Below are 20,623 nucleotides of genomic sequence, written 5' to 3' on the forward strand. Positions count from 1 at the left end.
GCGACGACCTTATATGAAAACGATTGTCATCTAATGGGCGGGGGTGGTCCGGGCGGAACCGCCGGCGGAAACGGGGACGGCCCCGGGCATCGGCAGCTCGAAGTGGACGATCCCCTGCCCGCCCCCGGGCAGCGTCCGCTCGTCGCACACCTCGCGGGCCAGCGAACGCCAGAAGGGCTCGGCGCCCGGCACGGCGGGGTCGGTGTGCAGGTACAGCGCCTCGTAACCCCCGGCCCGGGCGGCGAACTCCGCCAGCTCGCGCACCAGTTGCCGGGCCAGTCCGTGCCTGCGGTGCTCGGGGCGCACATAGATCCGGCAGAGCTGCGCGGTGGTCCCGGAGGGGAAGCGCTCGGCGACCCACGGGGGGTTGGGCGGCGCCTGCGGCCCCCGGTCGCGCACGGCCCCGGTGGCGACGATCCCGCCGCGGTGCTCGACGACGAGCAGGGTGCAGCGCTCCGGGCGCAGATACGCGGCCCGGGGGTCGATGATGTCGGCGTGCCAGCGGGGGACGTAGCCGGACTTCAGGTCGCGGTAGACGGTGTCGAGCATCACGGCCCGCGCTCCGCCGAGGTCGTCGGCGGTGGCGGTGCGCAGGACGTATCCGGCGTCCCCGCGGGCCCCGTCGGCCACCGTCCCCGCCGTCACCGTGGTCGCGCTGGTCACCGGTACCACTTCCGCCTCCTCCTGCACATCGCTTGCCTCTTCAGCGTACGTGCAAGTGATGTGCAGGAGGAGCGGGGCCGGTGCCGCCGGGGCGTCAGGCGGTCCGGTAGACCAGGGCGGTCGCGATGCCGGCGATGCCCTCGCCGCGGCCGGTGAAGCCGAGCCCGTCGGAGGTGGCGGCGGAGAGCGATACCGGGGCGCCCACGGCGTCGGACAGCACCTTCTGCGCCTCCTCGCGCCGCTTGCCGATCTTCGGGCGGGCGCCGACGACCTGGACGGCGACGTTCCCGATCTCGAAGCCGCCGGCACGGACGATCCGGGCGGCCTCGGTGAGCAGCGTGACGCCCGCGGCCCCGGACCACTCGGGGCGGCCGGTGCCGAAGTGCTGCCCGAGGTCGCCGAGGCCGGCGGCGGAGAAGAGCGCGTTGCAGGCGGCGTGCGCGACGACGTCGGCGTCCGAGTGACCGGCCAGACCGGGCCCCTCGCCCTCCCACTTCAGGCCCGCGCACCACAGCTCGCGGCCCTCCTCGAAGGCGTGGATGTCGGTGCCGATGCCGACGAGCGGGACGACGGGGACGGGGGCGCCCGCTCCGGGGTTCTCAGAAACCATCGTTGGCCCTCCTGCGGGCGAGTACCGCCTCGGCCAGCACCAGATCGAGCGGCCGGGTCACCTTGAACGCCTCCTCGTGGCCGGGGACGACGACCACGGGCGCGCCGAGCCGTTCCACCATGCCCGCGTCGTCCGTGGCGCCCTCGCCGTCGACCGCGACCTCTGCGTGCGCCCGCACCAGCGTCTCCCGGTCGAAGCCCTGCGGCGTCTGCACCGCGCGCAGCCTGGCCCGTACGGGAGTGGCGAGCACCGGCTCCGGCTCCCCGGGCGCCTGGGCGGGCTCCACCTCCTTGACGGTGTCCGCGAGGGGCAGCGCGGGCACGACGGCGGGCGCTCCGTCCCGTACGGCCGAGGCGACGGCGTCGACCGTGTCGACCGGCACCAGGGGGCGGGCGGCGTCGTGGACCAGGACGACGGAGACGTCCTCGGGCAGCGCGTCGAGACCCAGGCGGACCGACTCCTGGCGGGTCTCACCGCCCGGCACCACCAGATAGTCGGTGCGCTCGGGCAGCGCGTGCTCGTCGAGGAGGTGCTTCACCTCGGGCGCGCCGTCCGGCGGGGCGACGACCACGACGAGGGAGACGGCCCGGGACGCGGCCATGGCGCGAATGGCGTGGATCAGCATGGGCGTCCCGCCGAGCACCCGAAGGGCCTTGGGCGCGCCCGGCCCGAGCCGCACGCCCCGGCCGGCAGCGGGGATCACCGCGGCGGTACGGGGAGGGCGCGGCCGGTCGGTCGGGGGTGGCGTCGATGACATCGGTTGCACTCCGAAGGTCCGAGAAGGTCCGAAGGTTCGGCAGGTTTGTTTCCACGACCGACATGGGTAGGGGCCCAGCGAGCCGGGCGTGACGCCCTGGGCTCGCACCGGGCCCCTTCCGTGACACCCGGTCGAGCACGGGTCGCGTCGGGTGCTCACCAGCACGGGGGCCGTCCTTCACCGACGGCCGCCGCATACGCGGATCACACCGCGGGCACGGGGCTACCGGCAGTCGGGCACCGGATGCGGGTCCGAACATGCCGCAGCGCCCGACGACACAGCGTGAAAACGGCTGGTCAGCGGGCACCGCGGCACATTCATACAACTTCATACAACCGGTGCGCTCCGGCAGCACGAGCCGGAGTAATCCAGTTTTCAGGACGCGAGGACCTCGTCCAGCAGAGCCTCGGCCTTGTCCTCGTTGGTGTTCTCCGCGAGAGCGAGCTCGCTCACCAGGATCTGGCGGGCCTTGGCGAGCATGCGCTTCTCTCCGGCGGAGAGACCGCGCTCGCGCTCCCGACGCCACAGGTCACGCACTACTTCTGCGACCTTGATGACATCGCCGGAGGCGAGCTTTTCGAGATTTGCCTTGTAGCGCCGGGACCAGTTCGTCGGCTCTTCGGCATACGGTGCGCGCAGCACCTCGAAGACCCGGTCCAGCCCGTCCTGCCCGACCACGTCGCGCACGCCCACGAACTCCGCATTGTCCGCCGGCACACGAACCGTCAAGTCGCCCTGGGCGACCTTGAGCACCAAGTAGGTCTTGTCCACGCCTTTGATCTGGCGAGTTTCGATAGCCTCGATCAGCGCGGCCCCGTGATGGGGATAGACCACGGTGTCGCCAACCTTGAACGTCATGTGACAGGTACCCCTTCCGTGGCTATCCAGAGTAACACGAGAACCGCATCTCCTGAATGGCGTTTTCGCAGGTCAGGGCATATCTCGGGGCTTGACAACAGCGACACGAACGTGCTGCGGAAGGCTTCCGGAAGACGGTATTCGCAGGTCGGAGCCACTGTGCGCCCGGAGCGAAACATCCACGTCACACGACCCCGAAGCCTTACAGAAGAGGACGAAAGTCCCGTTTTGTCGGTTTCGAGATGGTCATCATTCCGTACTCCGTTCGGTGATCGCTCACCCGTACGGGCGTAACTGTCCGACCGCAATGAAATTGATCAAGCCACATGACACCCGGCCCCTTTCCGTCGCGAAGCCGGGAATGGCGAAGAAACCACCACGGCACCACGGTGCGGGCAGAAGAATTGATCACGCGGATTATGTGAACGGCACAGGGCGTACCCACCGGTAGAACACCTCGCGGCCCCTTCGGAGGACGTACCGCCGGCCCCTTCGGAGGACGTACCGCCGGCCCCTCCCTCACCACCTCTGGAGAACACTCCTCGCCATCCTCCGGGGAACGCCCCCCGCCGCCCCCGGGGGAAGAGCCGGGGCGCGTAGGGGCGGGTCGGGTGCAGGGCGGGCGCGGCGGCTCGGTAGCCTGATGCCGCTGACACACTTTTAGGGCGGCTTTACACCACCGCTCGACACACCACCGCTCGACGACTGACGTCCGAAGTCCGCAGTCCGACTCGTTCAAGGAGTTGCCGCCGCCGTGAGCCGCAGCCTTCGACACGGCGCCCTCGCCGCCGCCACCACCGTGATCTCGATCGTCTCGCTGTCCGCCTGCGCGGCGGGCAACAACGCCGAGACGCTCAAGGTCAGGCCGGACAACCCGGCCACCACGGTGGGCGACATCAAGATCCAGAACGTGAACGTGCTCACGCAGCCCGAGGGCGGCGAGGACGGCCCCGCCGTCGTCGCCGCGACGCTGTTCAACGCAGGCACCGAGCGCGAGGTGCTGGAGTCGGTCACGCTGCCCGGCAGCGACGTCGAGGTGAAGCTCCAGGCCGCCAAGGGCAACGGTCCCATCGTGGTCCCGGCCGGCGGCCAGGTCACGATCGGCGGCAAGGGCAACGCCGCCGCCGTGATCGACAACAGCGGCGAGGCGGCCCGCAACGGAGATGTCCAGCAGGTCGTCTTCAAGCTCAGCCGGACCGGCGACGTCGGCCTCGGTGCCAGCGTCTTCCCGGCCGAGGGCTTCTTCAAGGACTTCGGCCCCAGCCCGAAGGCGGAGGCGCCCGCGCCGAAGCCGACCCCGACGCCGACGCCGTCGGGCAGCGCGTCCGGCGACGGGGAGACCCCCGGCGCTGCCGAGGGCGGGACGCCCGGCACCCCGGAGAACGGCGCGGGCACCGAGGGCGCCCAGGGCGAGACCGGCGCGCAGGGCGAGGCGGGCACGGGCGACGCCGCCTCGGTGCCCGCGGCCGACTGACGCGGAACCCCGCCCCGTAACGCGGACACGGGCGTACAGCACGCCGAAGGGGCGCTTCCCGGCCGGGAAGCGCCCCTTCGGCATACCGCGGGCGGTGTCCCCCTCGGCGTCCTTCGGTTTACGGCTCGAACTTGTAGCCGAGGCCCCGCACGGTGACGAGGTAGCGCGGGGCGCCCGGGTCGGGCTCGATCTTGGCGCGCAGGCGCTTCACGTGGACGTCGAGGGTCTTGGTGTCGCCGACGTAGTCCGCGCCCCAGACCCGGTCGATGAGCTGCATCCGGGTCAGGACCCGGCCCGCGTTGCGCAGGAGCATCTCCAGCAGGTCGAACTCCTTGAGCGGGAGGTCGACCTTGCCGCCGGAGACCGTGACCACGTGCCGGTCCACGTCCATCCGGACGGGGCCCGCCTCCAGGGCGGCCGGCGTGACCTCCTCCGGCTCGCCGCGGCGGCGCAGGACGGCGCGGATGCGGGCGACGAGCTCCCGGGAGGAGAACGGCTTGGTGACGTAGTCGTCGGCTCCTATTTCCAGCCCGACGACCTTGTCGATCTCGCTGTCCTTGGCGGTGACCATGATCACCGGAACGTTGGAGCGGCTGCGGAGCTGGCGGCACACCTCGGTGCCGGGCAGGCCGGGCAGCATCAGGTCGAGCAGGACCAGGTCGGCGCCGTTGCGCTCGAACTCGTCCAGCCCGTCGGGGCCGGTCGCCGCGATGGCGACCTCGAAACCTTCCTTGCGCAGCATGTAGGACAGGGCGTCGCTGAAGGATTCCTCATCCTCGACGACAAGCACTCGGGTCACGGAAGAGCCTCCGGGGCAGGGAAGGGGTCAAAGGTGTCGGTCTCGTACGGCCCCTCGTCGTCGCCGTTGACGATAAGCGGTCCGCCGGTGGTGCGCTCCCTCACGGCGCCCGATTCGGGCAGCCGGAGGGTGAAGGTGGAGCCCTGTCCCTCGGAGCTCCAGACGGTGACCTCCCCGCCGTGCGAGGCGGCCACGTGTTTGACGATGGCGAGGCCGAGACCGGTGCCACCGGTGGCCCGTGAGCGGGCCGGGTCGACGCGGTAGAACCGCTCGAAGACCCGCTCGCGGTCCTTCTCGGAGATGCCGATCCCCTGGTCGGTGACGGCTATCTCGATGAGTTCCCCGCCCGGCGAGGCCATGCGGCGTGCGGCGATGCCGACGCGGGTGTGGGCGGGGCTGTAGTTGACGGCGTTCTCGACGAGATTGCCGAGCGCGCCGACGAGCTGGCCGCGGTTGCCCCAGACCGTGAGTCCCTCGGCCCCCGCGGAGGCCATGGTGATCTGCTTGGAGCCGGCCTGCTGGCGGCAGCGGTCGATCGCCTCGGCGACCAGCGTCTCCACCTTGACCGGCTCGGCGTCCTCCAGCGGGTCGTCGTTCTGCACCCGGGAGAGGTCGATGAGCTCCTGGACGAGGTTGGTCAGCCGGGTCGCCTCGATCTGCATCCGCCCGGCGAACCGCTCCACCGCCTCCGGGTCGTCGGAGGCGTCCATCACCGCTTCGGAGAGCAGGGAGAGCGCCCCGGTCGGCGTCTTCAGCTCGTGGCTGACGTTGGCGACGAAGTCGCGCCGTACCGCTTCTATCCGGCGGGCCTCGGTGAGGTCCTCGACCAGCAGCAGCACCAGCCGCGAGCCCAGCGGGGCGACCCGGGCGGAGACCGCGAGGGTGTCCCCCCTTCCCGTCCCGCGCCGGGGCAGGTCCAGCTCGCCCTGTCGTATCTCGCCGTCCCGCCGGGTGTCCCTGGCCATGTTGAGCATGGGTTCGACGGCCAGCCGGCCACCCCTGACCAGGCCCAGGGCGTACGCCGCCGAGCTGGCCTTCACCACGCCGTCGCTCTCGTCGAGGACGACGGCGGAGGAGCTGAGAACGGACAGGACGGTGTCCACCCCGGGGGGCAGGGCCGCGTTGCCGTCCGGCCGCAGCGACGTACGCGTGGGCCGTTTCAGGTCGCGTTCGCTCCAGCGGAACGCCAGCATGGCGATCACACCGGTCAACAGCCCGGCGATCGCTGCAGCTGCGGCGACCGCCGCGTTCACGTCCATGCTTCAAGGTTATGCGGGTGCGACGACTCCCTCCCAGCCGTCCGAGTGCCATCTCGAACACTCGTCGCCCAGAGTTCACCGAGGGGTAGGGGCCGGTTCACTTAGGGGGACGGATACGGACGCGTTCCGGCCCCACCGTGTAACCGTGGGGGTCGGTCCGAGACCCCGGCCTCAGTTTGGAACTGGAGAGGGACTTCCCATGCGCGACGCTTACCACGAGGAACTCGATTCGATCGGAGAAGGCCTGGTCGAGATGGCCCGGCTGGTCGGCTCGGCGATCGGACGGGCGACCACGTCCATGCTCGACGCCGACCTGGCGCTGGCGGAGACCGTGATCGCCGGCGACCAGAAGGTCGACGACCTCCAGCACGACCTGGAGGCCCGCGCCATCGCGCTCCTCGCCCGCCAGCAACCCGTGGCGACCGACCTGCGGATCGTGGTCACCTCGCTGCGGATGAGCGCCGACCTGGAGCGCTCGGGCGACCTCGCCCAGCACGTGGCGAAGCTGGCCCGGCTGCGCTTTCCGCAGACGGCGGTCCCGAACGACCTGCACGCCACCATTCTGGAGATGGGCCAGCTCGCCCAGCGCCTGATGGCCAAGGCGGCCGAGGTCATCATCACCAAGGACGTCGACCTGGCGCTCCAGCTGGAGCAGGACGACGACGAGATGGACCTGCTGCACCGCACGCTGTTCCAGCACCTGATGGACGACCGCTGGAAGCACGGCATCGAGACGGCCGTCGACGTGACGCTGCTGGGCCGCTACTACGAGCGCTTCGCCGACCACGCGGTGTCGGTCGCCAAGCGCGTCGTCTATCTGGTGACGGGCGAGCACGCGGACGAGATCCAGGCGGCGGCCCCGGTCGAGGGCGCGTAACGGCAGCCTCGGCCGCCGGTGACTCCGGCAGCTCCAGCAACTCCGGATGACTCCGGCAGCACCGGTGACTCCGGCGGCCGCGGTCGTAGCGGAGTATCGACGGCGCACGCGGGTCGCACTTATGTTCCTGCCCGCGTGCGCCGTTGATGCGCCCGCGGGGATGGGCATGCAATGGGGCGGGGACGGACGACGCCATGGCCGTGAGCGGTGGGTCATGCCGTACGTCCCCGGCGGCGGCGCACCGGCGTCCGCCGCCCAGCCGTATGCCCTGAGGAGGAACCATGGCCGATTCCCCCACGACCGAACCCCAGCAGGAGACCCCGACCGAAGTGGTGCGCCGAGCGGTGCTCGGCGCCTGCGGCTGCGGGTCGGGCTGTGGGTGCGGCTGCCAGTCCGGTGCCCCGTGCCAGTGCGGCGGCTGCTCCGGCTGACCCGCGCCGCGTACGAACGCACGGTGCCCGCCCGGCTTCGGTTCCGGGCGGGCACCGTGCGCGTCACCGGTCGCCCGGATCAGCCCGCCCGCTCCACCGCGGCGGCGGGTGCGGCCTCCGGCTCGGCCAGGTCCGGCCGGGCCTCGGCCGGTACGGGCGCGGGCTCGGGCAGGACGTCCGCCACCGCGTGCTCCTCGCGCGGCAGGTTGCGCATCAGCAGCCAGTAGCCGAGGCCGGCGACGGTGCCGATCACGGCGCAGGCGGCCCAGAGCCAGGCGGCGCCGTAGTGGTCGATCACGAAGCCGGACATCAGCGGTGCGACGAGCGCGGCCACCGACCAGGACATCGTGTACATGCCCTGGTAGCGGCCCCGGCCCTTGGCGGGCGACAACTGAACGACCAGGCCCGTCTGGGTGGGCGCGTTCACGATCTCGGCGAGGGTCCAGACGCACACCGTCAGGGCGTACGCGGCGACCGACCCGGCGAAGGCGGTCAGCCCGAAGCCGTACCCGGCGAGCAGCGAGGAGATGATCAGCAGCCTGCGCGGGTCACGGTGCTGGATGAAGCGGGTGACGGGGATCTGGAGGACCACGATCAGCACACCGTTGACGGCGATGGCGGTACCGAAGTCGGAGCTGGAGAGCCCGTCCGTACCCATCGCCACCGGCAGCCCCACGTACCCCTGCTGGAAGATCAGCGACACCAGGAACGACAGCCCCACGACTCCCATGAAGCGCCCGTCACGCAGAACGGTGGTCAGCCGCACCTCGTCCTTGGGCCGCTTGCCGCCGACGGTCTTCACGACCGCTTCCTCGGGCCGCGACTCCGGCACCTTCATGAAGACGAGCACGGCGCACACGAGCGTCATCAGGGCCTCGCCGATGAAACCGGCGAGGTAGCTGTACTCGGCGATGAAGCCGGCCCCGGCGGAGGAGATCGCGAAGCCCAGGTTGATGGCCCAGTAGTTGAGCGAGAAGGCCCGGACCCGGTCCTTCGGGGGCACGATGTCCGCCATCATCGCCTGGACGGCGGGGCGGGAGGCATTGCTCGCCATGCCGACGAAGAACGCCACGGCGGCGATGGCGAAGGGGTGCACCATGAACCCGAGCACCGCCACCGACACCGCGGTGGAGACCTGGGCGATCAGCATGGTGGGCCGCCGCCCGAGCCGGTCCGTCATCACGCCGGCGCCGAGCGAGGAGATGACCCCGCCGAGCCCGTGGAGGGCGGCGACGAGCCCGGCGTACGAGGCCGAGTAACCCCGGTCCAGGGTCAGGTACAGGGCCATGAAGGTGGCGACGAACGCCCCGAGGCGGTTGACCAGGGTGCTGGTCCACAGCCACCAGAACTCGCGGGGCATCCCGGAGACGGTCTCCCGGGCGGCTGTGCGCAGACCGGCGACGGACATAAGGATTCCCCCCACGGGACGTACGGAACGAGGCCTCGGGTAACACCCCCGACGACCTCCCAGACATTACGAAGCCCGGCTCCCCGACCGCCACCGGATTGACGCCCGCCGTCAATCGTCCGCCCGCCGGGCCCTCCCGGCCCGGGCCCTGTCCGCGTTACGGGCGGACGCGCGGAGCCCGCGCGGGTTCGATTACGCTCGGACTCATGGCCGACGCACCGTACAAGCTGATCCTCCTCCGCCACGGCGAGAGCGAATGGAACGCGAAGAACCTGTTCACCGGTTGGGTGGACGTCAACCTCACCGAAAAGGGCGAGAAGGAAGCAGTCCGCGGCGGTGAGCTGCTCAAGGACGCCGGTCTGCTCCCCGACGTCCTGCACACCTCCCTCCAGCGCCGCGCGATCCGGACCGCCCAGCTGGCCCTGGAGTCCGCCGACCGCCTCTGGATCCCGGTCCGCCGCTCCTGGCGCCTGAACGAGCGCCACTACGGCGCGCTCCAGGGCAAGGACAAGGCCCAGACGCTCGCCGAGTTCGGCGAGGAGCAGTTCATGCTGTGGCGCCGCTCGTACGACACCCCGCCGCCGCCGCTGGCCCGCGACGACGAGTACAGCCAGTTCGACGACCCGCGCTACGCGACCCTCCCCCCGGAGGTGCGCCCGGACACGGAGTGCCTGAAGGACGTCGTCGTCCGCATGCTCCCGTACTGGTTCGACAACATCGTCCCGGACCTCCTCACCGGCCGCACGGTCCTGGTCGCCGCCCACGGCAACAGCCTCCGCGGTCTGGTGAAGCACCTGGACGGCATCTCGGACGAGGAGATCTCGGGCCTCAACATCCCGACCGGCATCCCGCTCTCCTACGAGCTCGACGCCGACTTCAAGCCGCTGAAGCCGGGCGGCACGTACCTGGACCCGGACGCGGCGAAGGCCGCCATCGAGGCCGTGAAGAACCAGGGCAAGAAGAAGTAGCCCTCTCCCCCCGGCTCACCGAGCCCCCTGCTCGCGGTTCGTCCGCGAGCAGGGGGCTCGTTCGTGCCGGCGGTCAGCCGATGCCGCTCGCGTCCACGACGTCGCCCTTGGCCGGGGGACGGACGTCCAACGGCTCGTCGAAGGCGCTGAATGACGTCGTGTTGTGCCACGTGGCGTCCTTGTAGACGACTTCGAGGATGTACGGCTTGCCCTCGGTGGCCACGTGGAAGCCGAACTCGCCCTTGTTCTCCTTGTCGGGCACCTTCAGCACGACCGCAGGCACTCCGTCGATCTCGGAGGACCCGCCCTTGGTGGCTTTGCCGAACGAGGTGAACTCGTGCGTGCAGTCGGAAAGTTCGCCGCCCGGCTTCGACTCGCTGGAAAGCTCCTTGATCCACAGCCTCTGCTCGCCCTTGCCCGCGACCTTCCGGCCCGACTCCTCCATATGGGTCCGATTGGGGCGGATGTAGTCGGCCCCGTCGATCCGGATCTGGTCGAGCCGGGCGCCGGAGGCCGTGGTCGTCCTGTACGCGCAGGTGGCCTTGAGGTCGGTCACCAGGTGGCTGGACCGGTCCTCGCCCCCGGTCACCTTGGTGGCCGTCTCGATGGTCACCGACCTCAGATCGCTCATCGCGGCGTTCGCGTCGTCGAGCAGCTGATTGGCGGAGGGTTCCTCCGATGTGCCCCCGCCCGCGCAACCGGTCAGGGCGACGCCCATGACCAAGGACGCCAGGACCGCTGTTCCGGCGGTCGAAATCTTTCGCACAAGACCCCCCAGGTCTGAATCGCATCATGCTAGACGAGAGGCCCCGGCCCCGCTGTCTCAGGTCACCGGCTTGCGCCAGACCGAGATGTGCCGGTCCGCGTCATCGGTGAACGGCGCTCCGTGCCAGTCCGCCACCCGTTGTTCCAGCTCCAGCCCGGCGATGCGGGCCATCAGGTCGAGCTCCGCCGGCCAGGCGTAGCGGTGCCGGGAGTCGGCCCGGCGGTAGCGGCCGTCGTCGCCGTCGCGGGTGAAGTGGTGCGAGACGAGGATCTGCTCGACCAGGTCGAAGGTGTCGAAGCCGAGATGGCGGTCGGACACGTCGAACGGCACCGCGACCTGGCCCGGTGGCAGGAACCGCAGGGGCGGAACGCCCAGTTCGATGACGAATCGGCCGCCGGGTGCGAGGTGGCGGGCCGCGTTGCGGAAGCACTCGACCTGCTCGTCCTGGGTGAGCAGGTTCGAGATGGTGTTGTAGACGAGGTAGACCAGGGTGAACTCGCCGGGGACGACCGTGGTGGCCATGTCCCCGATGGTCACCGGGAGGGTGTTCGCGTCGGCCTTGCGGCGGAGTACCGCCGCCATGGGTTCGGACAGTTCGATGCCCGCCACCGGCACGCCGCGCTCCTGGAGCGGCACACCCACGCGCCCGGTCCCGATGGCGAACTCCAGGGCGCGGCCGCCTCCGGCGAGTTCGGCGAGGAAGGCGAGGGTCGGTTCGAGGGCGGCCGAGGAGTTCTCGGCCTCCTCGTCGTCGTAGCGGTCGGCGGTCTCTCGGCTCCACAGTTCGCTGCTCGTCACGGGCGACCACTCTGCCGGGAGGCCCGGGGCTCTGTCGAAGCAATTGATGGCGGCCGGCTCCCTCGCCACCGGTGCGCGGCTGCCGCCCCGGGCCGGGCCGGGAGCGAGTGGGACCATGCGAGCGGGCGCACCTCTGCGGTCACCAGGTCGAGCGACGCCGAAAGCTCCGTACGGCCGCCGCAGCGAGCGACGCCGATAGCTCCGCAGCCGCCGCGACCGACCGCTGATACGCGCGGCCTGCGGTGCCCTCACTGCCAGGCGCAGAAGCCGATCACCACCGCCACGAAGAACGTCAACGATGCCACCCCGGCCGGCCTGCGGTTCCGACCCGGGCGAGCGGTCCGCAGCGACTCCCACGCCCCGTAGCCGAGGAACAGGACGACAGCTCCCCCGACACCCCCGGCCAGCACCGGGCTGCGCTGCCGGCTCCAGATGAACGCGGCGGCCAGTGCGGCAACGACGCAGAGGCCGACCACCGTCAGCAGCATCTCCAGGACGGTCTCGCCCAGCAGTTCGACGACGAACGACCTGATAGCGGGCACCACGCGCCGGACCGGCGGCACCATCCCGGACACAGCCCCCACCCACTCCCCCTCGGTGTTCTCCCCGATGGGGATCGGACCGTACGGGATCGCCGTCCGGCGGGGAAGCGCTGTCAGTGCCCCCTGCCACCATGGTCGTCATGGCGACCTACCTGCTCTCCGACATCGAACAGGCCCTCCGCAGCAGTTGGAGCGCCGAGACCTGCACCCCGGAGTACCGGGACCGCTGGACTCCGGACAATCCGGCGCGGGACCAGTGCGGGGTGACCGCCATGGTGCTCAACGACCTGATCGGCGGGGAGCTGATCCGGGGCGAGGTCCATGTCGACGGGGTGCGCACCGACTTCCACTGGTGGAACCGTCTGGGCCCGGGCGTCGAGATCGACCTGACCCGGGAGCAGTTCGGGCCGGAGGAGACCGTCGTCGGCGGTGACGTCATCGTCAGGCCGCCCGTCGGCGAGTGGCGTCGGCTCCGGGAGGAGTACGCGATCCTCCGCGACCGGGTCGCGGAGCGGCTCGGTCGGGAACCGGCGGCGGACCCCGCGGCGGCCCCTGGGGCGGTCTCTGCGACGGTGTCGTCGGACAGCGCGGGCGTCGGCGCGGGCTGAGTCGTTCCCCGTCCACGGCCGGACCGGTCCGTGCCCGATCCGTGACCCCCTCGGACCGGCCGAAGTGCCCCTCGTACGCACTACGGTGGGCCCATGCCGTCCGTGTGCTTCCAGGGCAAGGAGATCGAGGAGAGCGATCATGGGTGAGTCTCTGAAGACCTTCGTCGGCGGTGCCGAGGTCGAGGTGCCCAACAGCATCCCGGACATCCGGGCCGCCCTGCCCGACGAGAGACGCGAGGAGTTCGATCTCGCGATCAACGAGGCCGGGGTGCACGAGATCCAGGCCGTCATGCGGCACTGGATGCTGGAGGCCGTCCCCGATCCCGAGGCCGAGAAGATCCTGGACCGGCTGGCGCAGGACGAGGCCGAGAGGCGGAGCGTCGCTTGAGCTTCCGTATCTCCTACGCACCGCCCGCCGACGACACCCTGGCCAAGATGCGCGGCGGCGAGGCCTTCCGGGACGAGATGGCCCGCACCCTCGGTGAGGAGCCGTACGGCCACGCGTCCTCCGCCGTCAAGAGCGAACGGGACCGGCGTGAGGCGACCGTCTCCGGGGCCATCGTCCTCTACTACGTCTCCCGGTCCGTCCTGACCGTCACCGTCGTGCGCCTCGTTCCCCTGCCCTGACCACCCGAGGGGCGGGCGGGAAGGGCAGGGGCGCGGCGCGGCGTGTCCGTACGTCAGGCGAGCTTCTTGTCCTGCGCCGCCACGACCTCCACCGGCACCTCGAACGTCACGTCGCCGCTCGCCGCCGCCAGGTTGAAGGCGAAGAACGTCGCCACGGTGGCCTCCTTCCGCAGCGCCACCAGCTTGAACGGAGCGGTGTCGCCCTCGTCCTCGGAGGTGACCGTCCAGGCCATGGCCTCGTCGCCGCCGGTGACCTTCTCCTCGGTGATCGAGGCCACCTTCGTCGGCGTGCCCGCGACCGTGGCGGTGAAGCCGCCCGCACAGTCCGCGGCGGCCTTCTTCAGCGCGGCGAACGCGTCCGGGCCCGCCGTCCCCTCGTACGAGTGCAGGGCCACGAAGGTGGACGTCAGGTTGAAGGCGTCCTTGAACGCCTCCCCGGCCTCGCCGTCCGCCATGTCCTCCAGCGACTTCTTCTTGCCGTCGGTCTTCGGCTCGTCGATGACCTTGCGCTTCGTGGTGGCCACCGAACCCTTCTGCGCCACGCCGAACATGGCGTGGGCGACCGGCAGACAGCCTTCCTTGTCGACCGTGACGCCGTCCGCCGGGACCTCGTCGGCCGGGCCGGCCTTGGTGACCTTGCGGCCCCGCACGTCGCCCTGGGCGAGGGTGGCCTTCTCCAGCTCGGCGGCGGTGAGCGCCTTGGCCGGGGTCTTCGGGGCCGAACTGCTGCCGCTCGCAGCGCCCTTGTCGTCCGTCCCGTCCTTCTTGTCGGCGTCCGACGTGCCGCCGCAGGCGGTGGCCAGCAGGGCGAGGGCGGCCGCGGAGGCGGCGAGGGCGGTACGGCGTACGGCAGTGGCGGGCATGGTTCTACTTCCTGCAATCTCCGGTTCGGAAGCAACCGCCCTGTCCCCGTACGGCACTTCGACTCCGGGACGGGCCGTCGCAGTGATCCACACCTTACGATCGAACCTGTGAGCGATGACCGGTCCAGCGGCACCCTCCGGTGATCGTGATTCTGCTGTGATCATCCTGTGAACGCACTGTGTGGTGCCGTCGTACAACCCCGCTGTACTACCCGCCCGGTATCCCTGTCGCGCATCCCTGTCGTGTATCCCCGTCGCGCATCCCCGTCGCGCATCCCTGTCGCGCATCCCTGTCGCGCATCCCCGCTCCCGCCATACGAAAGGGCGTCACCCCGTATGTCCGGCCACGTGCCCGTCCCGCCGCTCGCCCGCGTCCTCGACGCCCTCGGGGTCGGCGAACGCGACATCGCCTCGCGCGCCACCCTCACCGGCGGCACGTACAACACCGTCACCCGCGTCACGCTCACCGACGGCCGCGACTGGGTGGTCAAGACGCCCCCGCCGCACACCGCCGCCCTGCGGTACGAACGTGACCTCCTCGTCAACGAGGTCGCGTTCTGCACCGCCGCCGCGCGGGCAGGCGGCCCCGCTGTCCCCCGCGTCGTCCACAGCGAACCGGACCCGGCCTCGCCGACCGGCGCGTACCTGGTCATGACCGCCCGCCCCGGCCGCCCCTGGCACGAGGTCAGCGGGGCACCGGGCGCCGACGACGAACCCCGGCTGCGCGCCGAACTCGGCCGCGTCGTGGGCCGGTTGCACACCGTGACCGGCCCCGCCGGGTTCGGCTATCCCGCCGAGCCGTTCGGGCCGCTCGCCCCCACCTGGCGTGCCGCGTTCACCGCGATGACCGAGGCCGTGCTCGCCGACGCCGAGACCTACCGCGCCCGGCTGCCGTACCCCGTCGGCCACATCCGTACGGTGCTGGCGGGCGCGGCCCACGTGCTGGACGACGTCACCCGGCCCGCCCTCGTCCACTTCGACCTGTGGCCGGGAAACCTGCTGGTCACAGGGGACCCCGGCGCGCGCACCATCGGCGGGGTCATCGACGGGGAGCGGATGTTCTGGGGCGACCCGGTGGCCGACTTCGTCTCCCTCGCGCTCTTCGGGGACATCGAGCGGGACCGGGACTTCCTCGACGGGTACGCGCGGTCCGCAGGCGGGGCGGTGGAGTTCACGGACTCGCTGCGGACCCGCTACGCGCTGTACCGGAGCTACCTCTACCTGATCATGCTGGTCGAGACCGTGCCCCGCGCGGTCGGACCCGAAGCCGTCGAGGAGACCTGGGAGTTGGTCGCGCCTCACCTCGTCGACGCGCTGGACGCCGTCCGTGGCATCGCGGGCTGACGCGGCACTCCCGTGGCGGCGGCGTCCGACAGACCTCAGCGCAGGCGCACGCCCCGCTGCGCCTCGTACAGGTTGGCCGGCCGGACCGACTCCGGGCTCCCGTACGCCTCCAGGCGGGTGCGCAGGTCGCCCGTGAAGTCGGGAACGTCGATCTGGCCGAACTCCCGCACCTCGCTGATGCCCACGGTCGCGCTGTACGGGGCGAGGCCGTCGATCCTCATCAGCCCGGCCCGCTCGTTGACGACCCGGATGTTCCAGTGCGTGAAGCGCGCCCCGAACAGGGGGCCGGCGCTCGCGTCGCCGCCGTGGACGCCGTTGTTGTTCACCGTGATGTCGGTACGGACGCAGGCGAACGGCATCCCCCGGTGCGAGTCGAACGTGCCCATCTCCATCCGGCCGCGCGACCAGACGTTGTAGCTGGACAGCCCTTCGACGTTGATGCCGTGGAGCTGGGTGCCGGGGGGCGCGGGGGTGGTGCGCGCGACGACGGCGAAGTCCTCGATCAGGTTGTCGTGCGAGCCCTCGCGGCAGTAGTACGGGTGGTGCGGGCCACGCCCCTCCACCTTCGTGCGGCGCAGGGTGCAGGCGGACGCGCTGATCAGGCCGAAGCCGTTGTCGACGTGCCGGACGGTGACATCGTCGGCCCAGCAGTCGTACGCGCACTGGAACGCGACGCCGTTGTACCCCTGGTCGAGCAGGTGCGGGGCCTGCGGCTTCTCGGCCGCCTCCAGGGTGAGGCCCTCGACGCCGCACCCGCTGAGCGGGGTGGCGAGCGTGGTCAGCCGGGGGTCCCACGCGGGGCGCAGGTCGAGCGGGAGCGGGCGTTCCAGGGTGATCCGGCGGCCCCGTACGCCGGTGATGCGGACCGGCCATTCGTAGGGGACGTACGAGGTCAGCTTGGTCTTGTCGGCCCAGGCGTACGCCCGCGCGCCCTCGCCGTCGCCCGCCATGTGCTGGAGCAGCGTGTGGCCGGGGTCGTCGGAGAGGCGGAGGAGGACGAGCTGCCCGGGTCGCAGATTCCGGGCGTCGGGGACGGTGACCGTGCGGTCGCCCCGGCGGGCGGGGGCCGGGGTGGCGAGGGTGCGCCAGGCGTCGCGGCGGTTGCCGGTCCAGCCCTCGAAGGGCCATTCCCGGGCGCGGATCGCGTCGGTCAGCGAGGCCCAGCGGTCCTCGGGGCAGAGCCAGATGAGCCCGCCGGCCCAGGACCAGCTGGACTTGTCGCCGCCGTAGCGGCTGCCGTAGACGCCGATCAGCTCGGTGAGGCTGCGGGTCGCGTACAGCTTCGTCGCGCCGCTGCCCGCGCCGCGCACCACGACGTCGCTGTGGCCGATGCGGATGACGTCGTCGACGCGGTACGTCCCCGCCGGGATGGTCACCGTGCCGCCGCCGCGCTCCCCGGCGGCGGCGATGGCGCGGTTGATCGCGGGCGCGGCGTCGGCCGAGCCGTCGGGGCGGGCCCCGTGGTCGCGTACGACGTCGGTGTGGAAGCCGCGGGGGCGTTCGCCCCTGGAGGGGCGGCGCGGGAGGGCCGATCCCGCGCGGTAGCCGGCGCGGCCGACGAAGGGGATCTGGGGGTGGGCGAGGGGCGTGGCGGTGAACTCCCGCCAGAGGGCGGCGTCACGGACCGGCTTGGCCGCCGATGCCCCGGCCGTCCCGGCGCCTGGGGCCGTCCCGGCGCTCGTGGCGGTGGGCCCGGCGGGTGACGCTCCGGCCGGGACCGGCCCGGCCCATGCGGTGGTGGCGCCGCCGGCCACCGCGCCCGCCGCCACGGCCACGGCGCCGCCCAGCACCGCGCGTCGTCCGACGTTCCTCCGCCCGCTCCCCCGGTGCGTCGCCATACCCCGACCGCCTTTCATGTATGTGAATGACGTTCATGTCTGCGTTGGCGGTGAGCATGGCACGGCTCGGCGTCGCAGGGAAAGACCCGTGCGCCGACCGGAGGAGGCGAAGGTGAGGGGGTGCGTCCGTCAGCTGCCGGACGGACGCTGGATCAGATGGCTGAACGCGTCCAGGTTCCGGGTGGACTCGCCGCGTGCCACCCGCCACGCGTACTCCTTGCGGATCGAGCTCGCGAAACCGAGCTCCAGGAGGGTGTTGAACGCCCCGTCCGCCGCTTCGAGCACCACGCCGAACAGCCGGTCCAGCTCCTCGGGGGTGACCACCGACAGCGGCAGCTTGCCGGCCAGGTAGACGTCGCCGAGCGAGTCGATCGCGTAACTCACCCCGAACAGCCGGAGGTTGCGCTCCAGCAGCCAGCGGTGCACCTCGGCGTCGTTCTCGTCGGGGTGCCGGACGACGAACGCGTTGAGGGAGAGGGAGTGCCTGCCGACGATCAGCGAACAGGTCGTCGACAGCTTGCGGGTGCCGGGCAGCGTCACGACGTAGTTGCCGCGCCCCGGGCTCTCCCATGCGAGCCCGGCATCTTTCAGCGTCGCCTCGATGACCTGGGCCGCTGCGGTCTCGTCCGGTACGTCAGCCATGCCGCGAGCCTACGACAGGGCGCCGGGACGCACGGGACGGGCTCAGCCGTGGTGCGCCCGGGCCCGGCGGCGGTGGTCGCAGAGCGCGGCCGTGTACACGTCGGCGGTCGCCGAGGCGGCCGTGTCCCAGCCGAAGGACTGGGCGTGCGCCGCGGCGGCCGCCCCCATCCGCTCGACCAGCTCCGGCGCGTCCGCGAAGCGCCCGAGCGCGCGGGCGTACGCCTCCGGCTCGTGCCCTTGGACCAGGAAGCCGCCGACCCCGTCGCGCACCGCCACCGGCAGGCCGCCCACGGCCGCGGCGACCACCGGGGTGCCGGTCGCCTGCGCCTCGATGGCGACCAGCCCGAAGGACTCGCTGTAGGACGGCATGACCAGCACCGACGCGGCGCGGAACCAGTCGGCGAGCCGGTCCTGGCCGACCGGCGGATGGAACCGCACGACGTCGGCGATGCCGAGGCGGGCGGCCAGCTTCTGGAGCCCCTCGGGCTTGGCGAGTCCGCTGCCGCTCGGGCCGCCGACCACCGGCACGACGATGCGGGACCGCAGGGACGGGTCCCGGTCCAGGAGCACCGCCACGGCGCGCAGCAGCACGTCCGGGGCCTTGAGCGGCTGGATGCGGCCCGCGAAGAGCGGGATCAGCGCGTCCTGCGGCAGCCCGAGCCGGGCCCGCGCGGCGGCGCGGCCGTCGGCAGGGCGGAAGCGGTCCAGGTTGACGCCCGGGTGCACGACGGCGACCGCGGCCGGGTCCGCGTCGTAGAAGCGGACGAGCTCGTCGGCCTCCTCGGCGGTGTTGGCGATCAGCCGGTCGGAGGCGTTCACGATCTGGGTCTCGCCGATGACCCGGGCGGCCGGCTCGGGGGTGTCCCCCTCGGCGAGCGCGGCGTTCTTGACCTTGGCCATGGTGTGCATGGCGTGCACGAGCGGGACGCCCCAGCGCTGGGCGGCGAGCCAGCCGACCTGGCCGGAGAGCCAGTAGTGGGAGTGCACGAGGTCGTAGTAGCCGGGGCGCTGACCGGCCCAGGCCTGCATCACGCCGTGCGTGAAGGCGCAGAGCTGGGCGGGCAGCTCCTCCTTGGCGAGACCCTCGTACGGACCGGCGTCGACGTGCCGGACCAGGACGCCGGGCGCCAGCTCGACCGCGGGGGGCAGCGAGCCGGTGGTGGCCCGGGTGAATATCTCGACCTCGATGTTGATCGCGGCGAGGCGCTTGGCCAGTTCGACGATGTAGACGTTCATCCCGCCCGCGTCGCCCGTGCCGGGCTGGTGGAGCGGGGACGTGTGCACGGAGAGCATCGCGATGCGCCGGGGCTTGCGGGAGGCCCCGGAGAAGCCTCCGGGAAACCTGAGGCGCGCGGCCGTGCGGGTGGAGCCGAGCCGGGAGACGTACTGGCTCACCTCGTCGGTCCTCCTCGATCGGGGCATGCTGACCGGAGGGCACGGGGGTCCTCCGAAGGGCGAGAACAGTGGAATCCCGCCTTTCATTTCCACTTTGCCAAATCATTACGCTGCCGGGCGGCGCGTCGCGCGGCGACGGCGGGGCGTCCGGGCAGCCACCGCGCCCCGTCCTGTCGCATACGCTCGACCCATGCGCCAGCGCCCCATCGGCACCGCCACCCGCGGGACCACCAACCCGAACCGGCTGCGCCGCATGGACCGCTGGATCGCCGACGCACACGGCCCCGCCCTGCGCCGCGCCGGGACGCCGGTGGCCGTCGACCTCGGTTACGGGGCGGCCCCCTGGACCGCGGTCGAGCTGCTGGACCGGCTGCGCACCGCCGAGCCGCGCACCGTGGTGGCGGGCATCGAGATCGACCCGGAGCGGGTCGCCGCCGCGCAGCCGTACGCCCGCGAGGGCCTCACCTTCGTGCACGGCGGCTTCGAGGTCCCGCTGGACGTCCGGCCGCTGCTCATCCGGGCGGCGAACGTGCTGCGCCAGTACGACGAGGACCAGGTCGCCGAGGTCTGGGGGCGGCTGCGCTCCCGCCTCGCCCCGGACGGGCTCCTGGTGGAGGGGACCTGCGACGAGATCGGGCGCCGGCACGTCTGGGTGGCGCTGGGGCCCGAGGGGCCGCGCACGGTCACCTTCGCGACCCGGCTCGGCTCGCTGGAGCGGCCCTCGGACCTCGCGGAACGCCTGCCGAAGGCGCTGATCCACCGCAACGTGCCGGGCGAACCGGTCCACACGTTCCTGCGGGACTTCGACCGGGCCTGGGCGACGGCCTCCCCGTACGCCTCGCTCGGCGCGCGGCAGCGCTGGATCGCCGCGGTGCGGGCGGTGTCGGCCGACTGGCCGGTGACGGACGGGGTGCGGCGGTGGCGGCAGGGCGAGATCACCGTGCGGTGGGACGCGCTGCGGCCCGACAGTCACTGAGGCCTTGCCCGGAAGGGCAGAGATCCTCCGCTCCGGGAACGCCGCAGGGGCACCGTTCGTCCCAGTGGGGGGGAGACGGCGCAGGTCGCGGCGGGGCGCGCCGTCTCCCCCCCACTGGGA

General features: G+C 71.9%; 23 protein-coding genes. 9 read left to right on the forward strand and 14 right to left on the reverse strand.

Annotated features, from left to right (window positions below; genetic code table 11):
* Positions 1–30 precede the first annotated feature (30 nt).
* The 4 genes from HET64_RS21610 to HET64_RS21625 all read right to left on the reverse strand — a co-directional run bounded on the left by HET64_RS21610 (position 31) and on the right by HET64_RS21625 (position 2,888).
* Positions 31–672 (reverse strand): GNAT family N-acetyltransferase, encoded by a 642-nt coding sequence (locus tag HET64_RS21610; RefSeq protein ID WP_374105568.1) that lies wholly within the window; start codon positions 670–672, stop codon positions 31–33.
* Between the two features lie 85 nt (positions 673–757).
* A complete protein-coding gene (ispF, locus tag HET64_RS21615) occupies positions 758–1,273 on the reverse strand; it encodes a 2-C-methyl-D-erythritol 2,4-cyclodiphosphate synthase (protein WP_215108027.1) in 516 nt (171 codons plus the stop codon).
* Complete coding sequence (gene ispD / locus HET64_RS21620) at positions 1,263–2,030, reverse strand: 2-C-methyl-D-erythritol 4-phosphate cytidylyltransferase (protein ID WP_215108029.1); 768 nt, start codon at positions 2,028–2,030, stop codon at positions 1,263–1,265. Before ispD ends, ispF begins: the two co-directional genes overlap by 11 nt.
* A 375-nt stretch (positions 2,031–2,405) precedes the next feature.
* A complete protein-coding gene (locus HET64_RS21625; RefSeq protein WP_003953493.1) occupies positions 2,406–2,888 on the reverse strand; it encodes a CarD family transcriptional regulator in 483 nt (160 codons plus the stop codon).
* Positions 2,889–3,642: 754 nt separating this feature from the next.
* Here HET64_RS21625 and HET64_RS21630 point away from each other — a divergent pair.
* Positions 3,643–4,362 carry a DUF461 domain-containing protein gene (locus HET64_RS21630; protein WP_215108031.1) on the forward strand — a complete coding sequence of 240 codons (720 nt, stop codon included), beginning with the start codon at positions 3,643–3,645 and terminating at the stop codon, positions 4,360–4,362.
* 118 nt (positions 4,363–4,480) lie between these two features.
* On the opposite strand, the gene HET64_RS21635 is transcribed toward HET64_RS21630, so the two are convergent.
* Both HET64_RS21635 and HET64_RS21640 read right to left on the reverse strand, forming a co-directional pair.
* On the reverse strand, positions 4,481–5,161 hold the full coding sequence (locus HET64_RS21635) for a response regulator transcription factor (RefSeq protein ID WP_003968183.1): 681 nt from the start codon (positions 5,159–5,161) through the stop codon (positions 4,481–4,483).
* Positions 5,158–6,420 (reverse strand): cell wall metabolism sensor histidine kinase WalK, encoded by a 1,263-nt coding sequence (locus HET64_RS21640; RefSeq protein WP_215108033.1) that lies wholly within the window; start codon positions 6,418–6,420, stop codon positions 5,158–5,160. Before HET64_RS21640 ends, HET64_RS21635 begins: the two co-directional genes overlap by 4 nt.
* Before the next feature lie 199 nt (positions 6,421–6,619).
* Between HET64_RS21640 and phoU the strand changes: the two genes are divergently transcribed.
* A complete protein-coding gene (gene phoU / locus HET64_RS21645; protein ID WP_215108035.1) occupies positions 6,620–7,297 on the forward strand; it encodes a phosphate signaling complex protein PhoU in 678 nt (225 codons plus the stop codon).
* A 281-nt stretch (positions 7,298–7,578) separates the two neighbouring features.
* Positions 7,579–7,728 carry a hypothetical protein gene (locus HET64_RS21650; protein WP_215108036.1) on the forward strand — a complete coding sequence of 50 codons (150 nt, stop codon included), beginning with the start codon at positions 7,579–7,581 and terminating at the stop codon, positions 7,726–7,728.
* A gap of 79 nt (positions 7,729–7,807) precedes the next feature.
* Here the strand turns inward: HET64_RS21650 and HET64_RS21655 are convergent, their stop codons facing one another.
* On the reverse strand, positions 7,808–9,136 hold the full coding sequence (locus HET64_RS21655) for an MFS transporter (RefSeq protein WP_215108056.1): 1,329 nt from the start codon (positions 9,134–9,136) through the stop codon (positions 7,808–7,810).
* A 206-nt stretch (positions 9,137–9,342) separates the two neighbouring features.
* Here HET64_RS21655 and HET64_RS21660 point away from each other — a divergent pair, with 206 nt between their 5' ends.
* Positions 9,343–10,104, forward strand: coding sequence for a phosphoglyceromutase (locus HET64_RS21660; RefSeq protein ID WP_215108037.1), 762 nt, complete (start codon positions 9,343–9,345; stop codon positions 10,102–10,104).
* Positions 10,105–10,177: 73 nt separating this feature from the next.
* On the opposite strand, the gene HET64_RS21665 is transcribed toward HET64_RS21660, so the two are convergent.
* The 3 genes from HET64_RS21665 to HET64_RS21675 all read right to left on the reverse strand — a co-directional run bounded on the left by HET64_RS21665 (position 10,178) and on the right by HET64_RS21675 (position 12,252).
* Positions 10,178–10,870, reverse strand: coding sequence for a hypothetical protein (locus HET64_RS21665; protein WP_308370266.1), 693 nt, complete (start codon positions 10,868–10,870; stop codon positions 10,178–10,180).
* 57 nt (positions 10,871–10,927) lie between these two features.
* Positions 10,928–11,668 (reverse strand): class I SAM-dependent methyltransferase, encoded by a 741-nt coding sequence (locus tag HET64_RS21670; protein WP_215108039.1) that lies wholly within the window; start codon positions 11,666–11,668, stop codon positions 10,928–10,930.
* Between the two features lie 248 nt (positions 11,669–11,916).
* Entirely contained in the window at positions 11,917–12,252 is a 336-nt protein-coding gene (locus HET64_RS21675) for a hypothetical protein (protein ID WP_215108041.1), read from the reverse strand.
* A 98-nt stretch (positions 12,253–12,350) separates the two neighbouring features.
* Here HET64_RS21675 and HET64_RS21680 point away from each other — a divergent pair, with 98 nt between their 5' ends.
* The 3 genes from HET64_RS21680 to HET64_RS21690 all read left to right on the forward strand — a co-directional run bounded on the left by HET64_RS21680 (position 12,351) and on the right by HET64_RS21690 (position 13,445).
* A complete protein-coding gene (locus HET64_RS21680) occupies positions 12,351–12,818 on the forward strand; it encodes a hypothetical protein (RefSeq protein ID WP_251145660.1) in 468 nt (155 codons plus the stop codon).
* 139 nt (positions 12,819–12,957) lie between these two features.
* Entirely contained in the window at positions 12,958–13,206 is a 249-nt protein-coding gene (locus HET64_RS21685) for a hypothetical protein (RefSeq protein ID WP_003968171.1), read from the forward strand.
* On the forward strand, positions 13,203–13,445 hold the full coding sequence (locus HET64_RS21690) for a hypothetical protein (RefSeq protein WP_018959818.1): 243 nt from the start codon (positions 13,203–13,205) through the stop codon (positions 13,443–13,445). The genes HET64_RS21685 and HET64_RS21690 overlap by 4 nt, the downstream gene beginning before the upstream one ends.
* A gap of 53 nt (positions 13,446–13,498) precedes the next feature.
* Here HET64_RS21690 and HET64_RS21695 read toward each other — a convergent pair whose 3' ends face one another.
* The gene (locus HET64_RS21695; protein ID WP_215108043.1) at positions 13,499–14,308 is read right to left on the reverse strand and encodes a hypothetical protein; all 810 of its coding nucleotides are present in this window, start codon (positions 14,306–14,308) and stop codon (positions 13,499–13,501) included.
* Between the two features lie 336 nt (positions 14,309–14,644).
* On the opposite strand from HET64_RS21695, the gene HET64_RS21700 reads away from it, so the two are divergent.
* On the forward strand, positions 14,645–15,652 hold the full coding sequence (locus tag HET64_RS21700) for a phosphotransferase family protein (RefSeq protein ID WP_215108045.1): 1,008 nt from the start codon (positions 14,645–14,647) through the stop codon (positions 15,650–15,652).
* Positions 15,653–15,687: 35 nt separating this feature from the next.
* On the opposite strand, the gene HET64_RS21705 is transcribed toward HET64_RS21700, so the two are convergent.
* The 3 genes from HET64_RS21705 to mshA form a co-directional block, all read right to left on the reverse strand.
* Positions 15,688–17,490, reverse strand: a complete 1,803-nt coding sequence (locus tag HET64_RS21705; RefSeq protein WP_215108047.1) for a glycoside hydrolase family 55 protein — start codon at positions 17,488–17,490, stop codon at positions 15,688–15,690.
* 129 nt (positions 17,491–17,619) lie between these two features.
* Positions 17,620–18,132 carry a YbjN domain-containing protein gene (locus HET64_RS21710; RefSeq protein ID WP_215108048.1) on the reverse strand — a complete coding sequence of 171 codons (513 nt, stop codon included), beginning with the start codon at positions 18,130–18,132 and terminating at the stop codon, positions 17,620–17,622.
* Positions 18,133–18,174: 42 nt separating this feature from the next.
* Positions 18,175–19,527 (reverse strand): D-inositol-3-phosphate glycosyltransferase, encoded by a 1,353-nt coding sequence (gene mshA / locus HET64_RS21715; protein ID WP_215108050.1) that lies wholly within the window; start codon positions 19,525–19,527, stop codon positions 18,175–18,177.
* 190 nt (positions 19,528–19,717) lie between these two features.
* On the opposite strand from mshA, the gene HET64_RS21720 reads away from it, so the two are divergent.
* Positions 19,718–20,503 carry a class I SAM-dependent methyltransferase gene (locus tag HET64_RS21720; RefSeq protein WP_215108052.1) on the forward strand — a complete coding sequence of 262 codons (786 nt, stop codon included), beginning with the start codon at positions 19,718–19,720 and terminating at the stop codon, positions 20,501–20,503.
* The last annotated feature ends 120 nt before the right edge of the window (positions 20,504–20,623 follow it).

The organism is Streptomyces sp. McG3 (assembly GCF_018619185.1).
Lineage (GTDB): Bacteria > Actinomycetota > Actinomycetes > Streptomycetales > Streptomycetaceae > Streptomyces.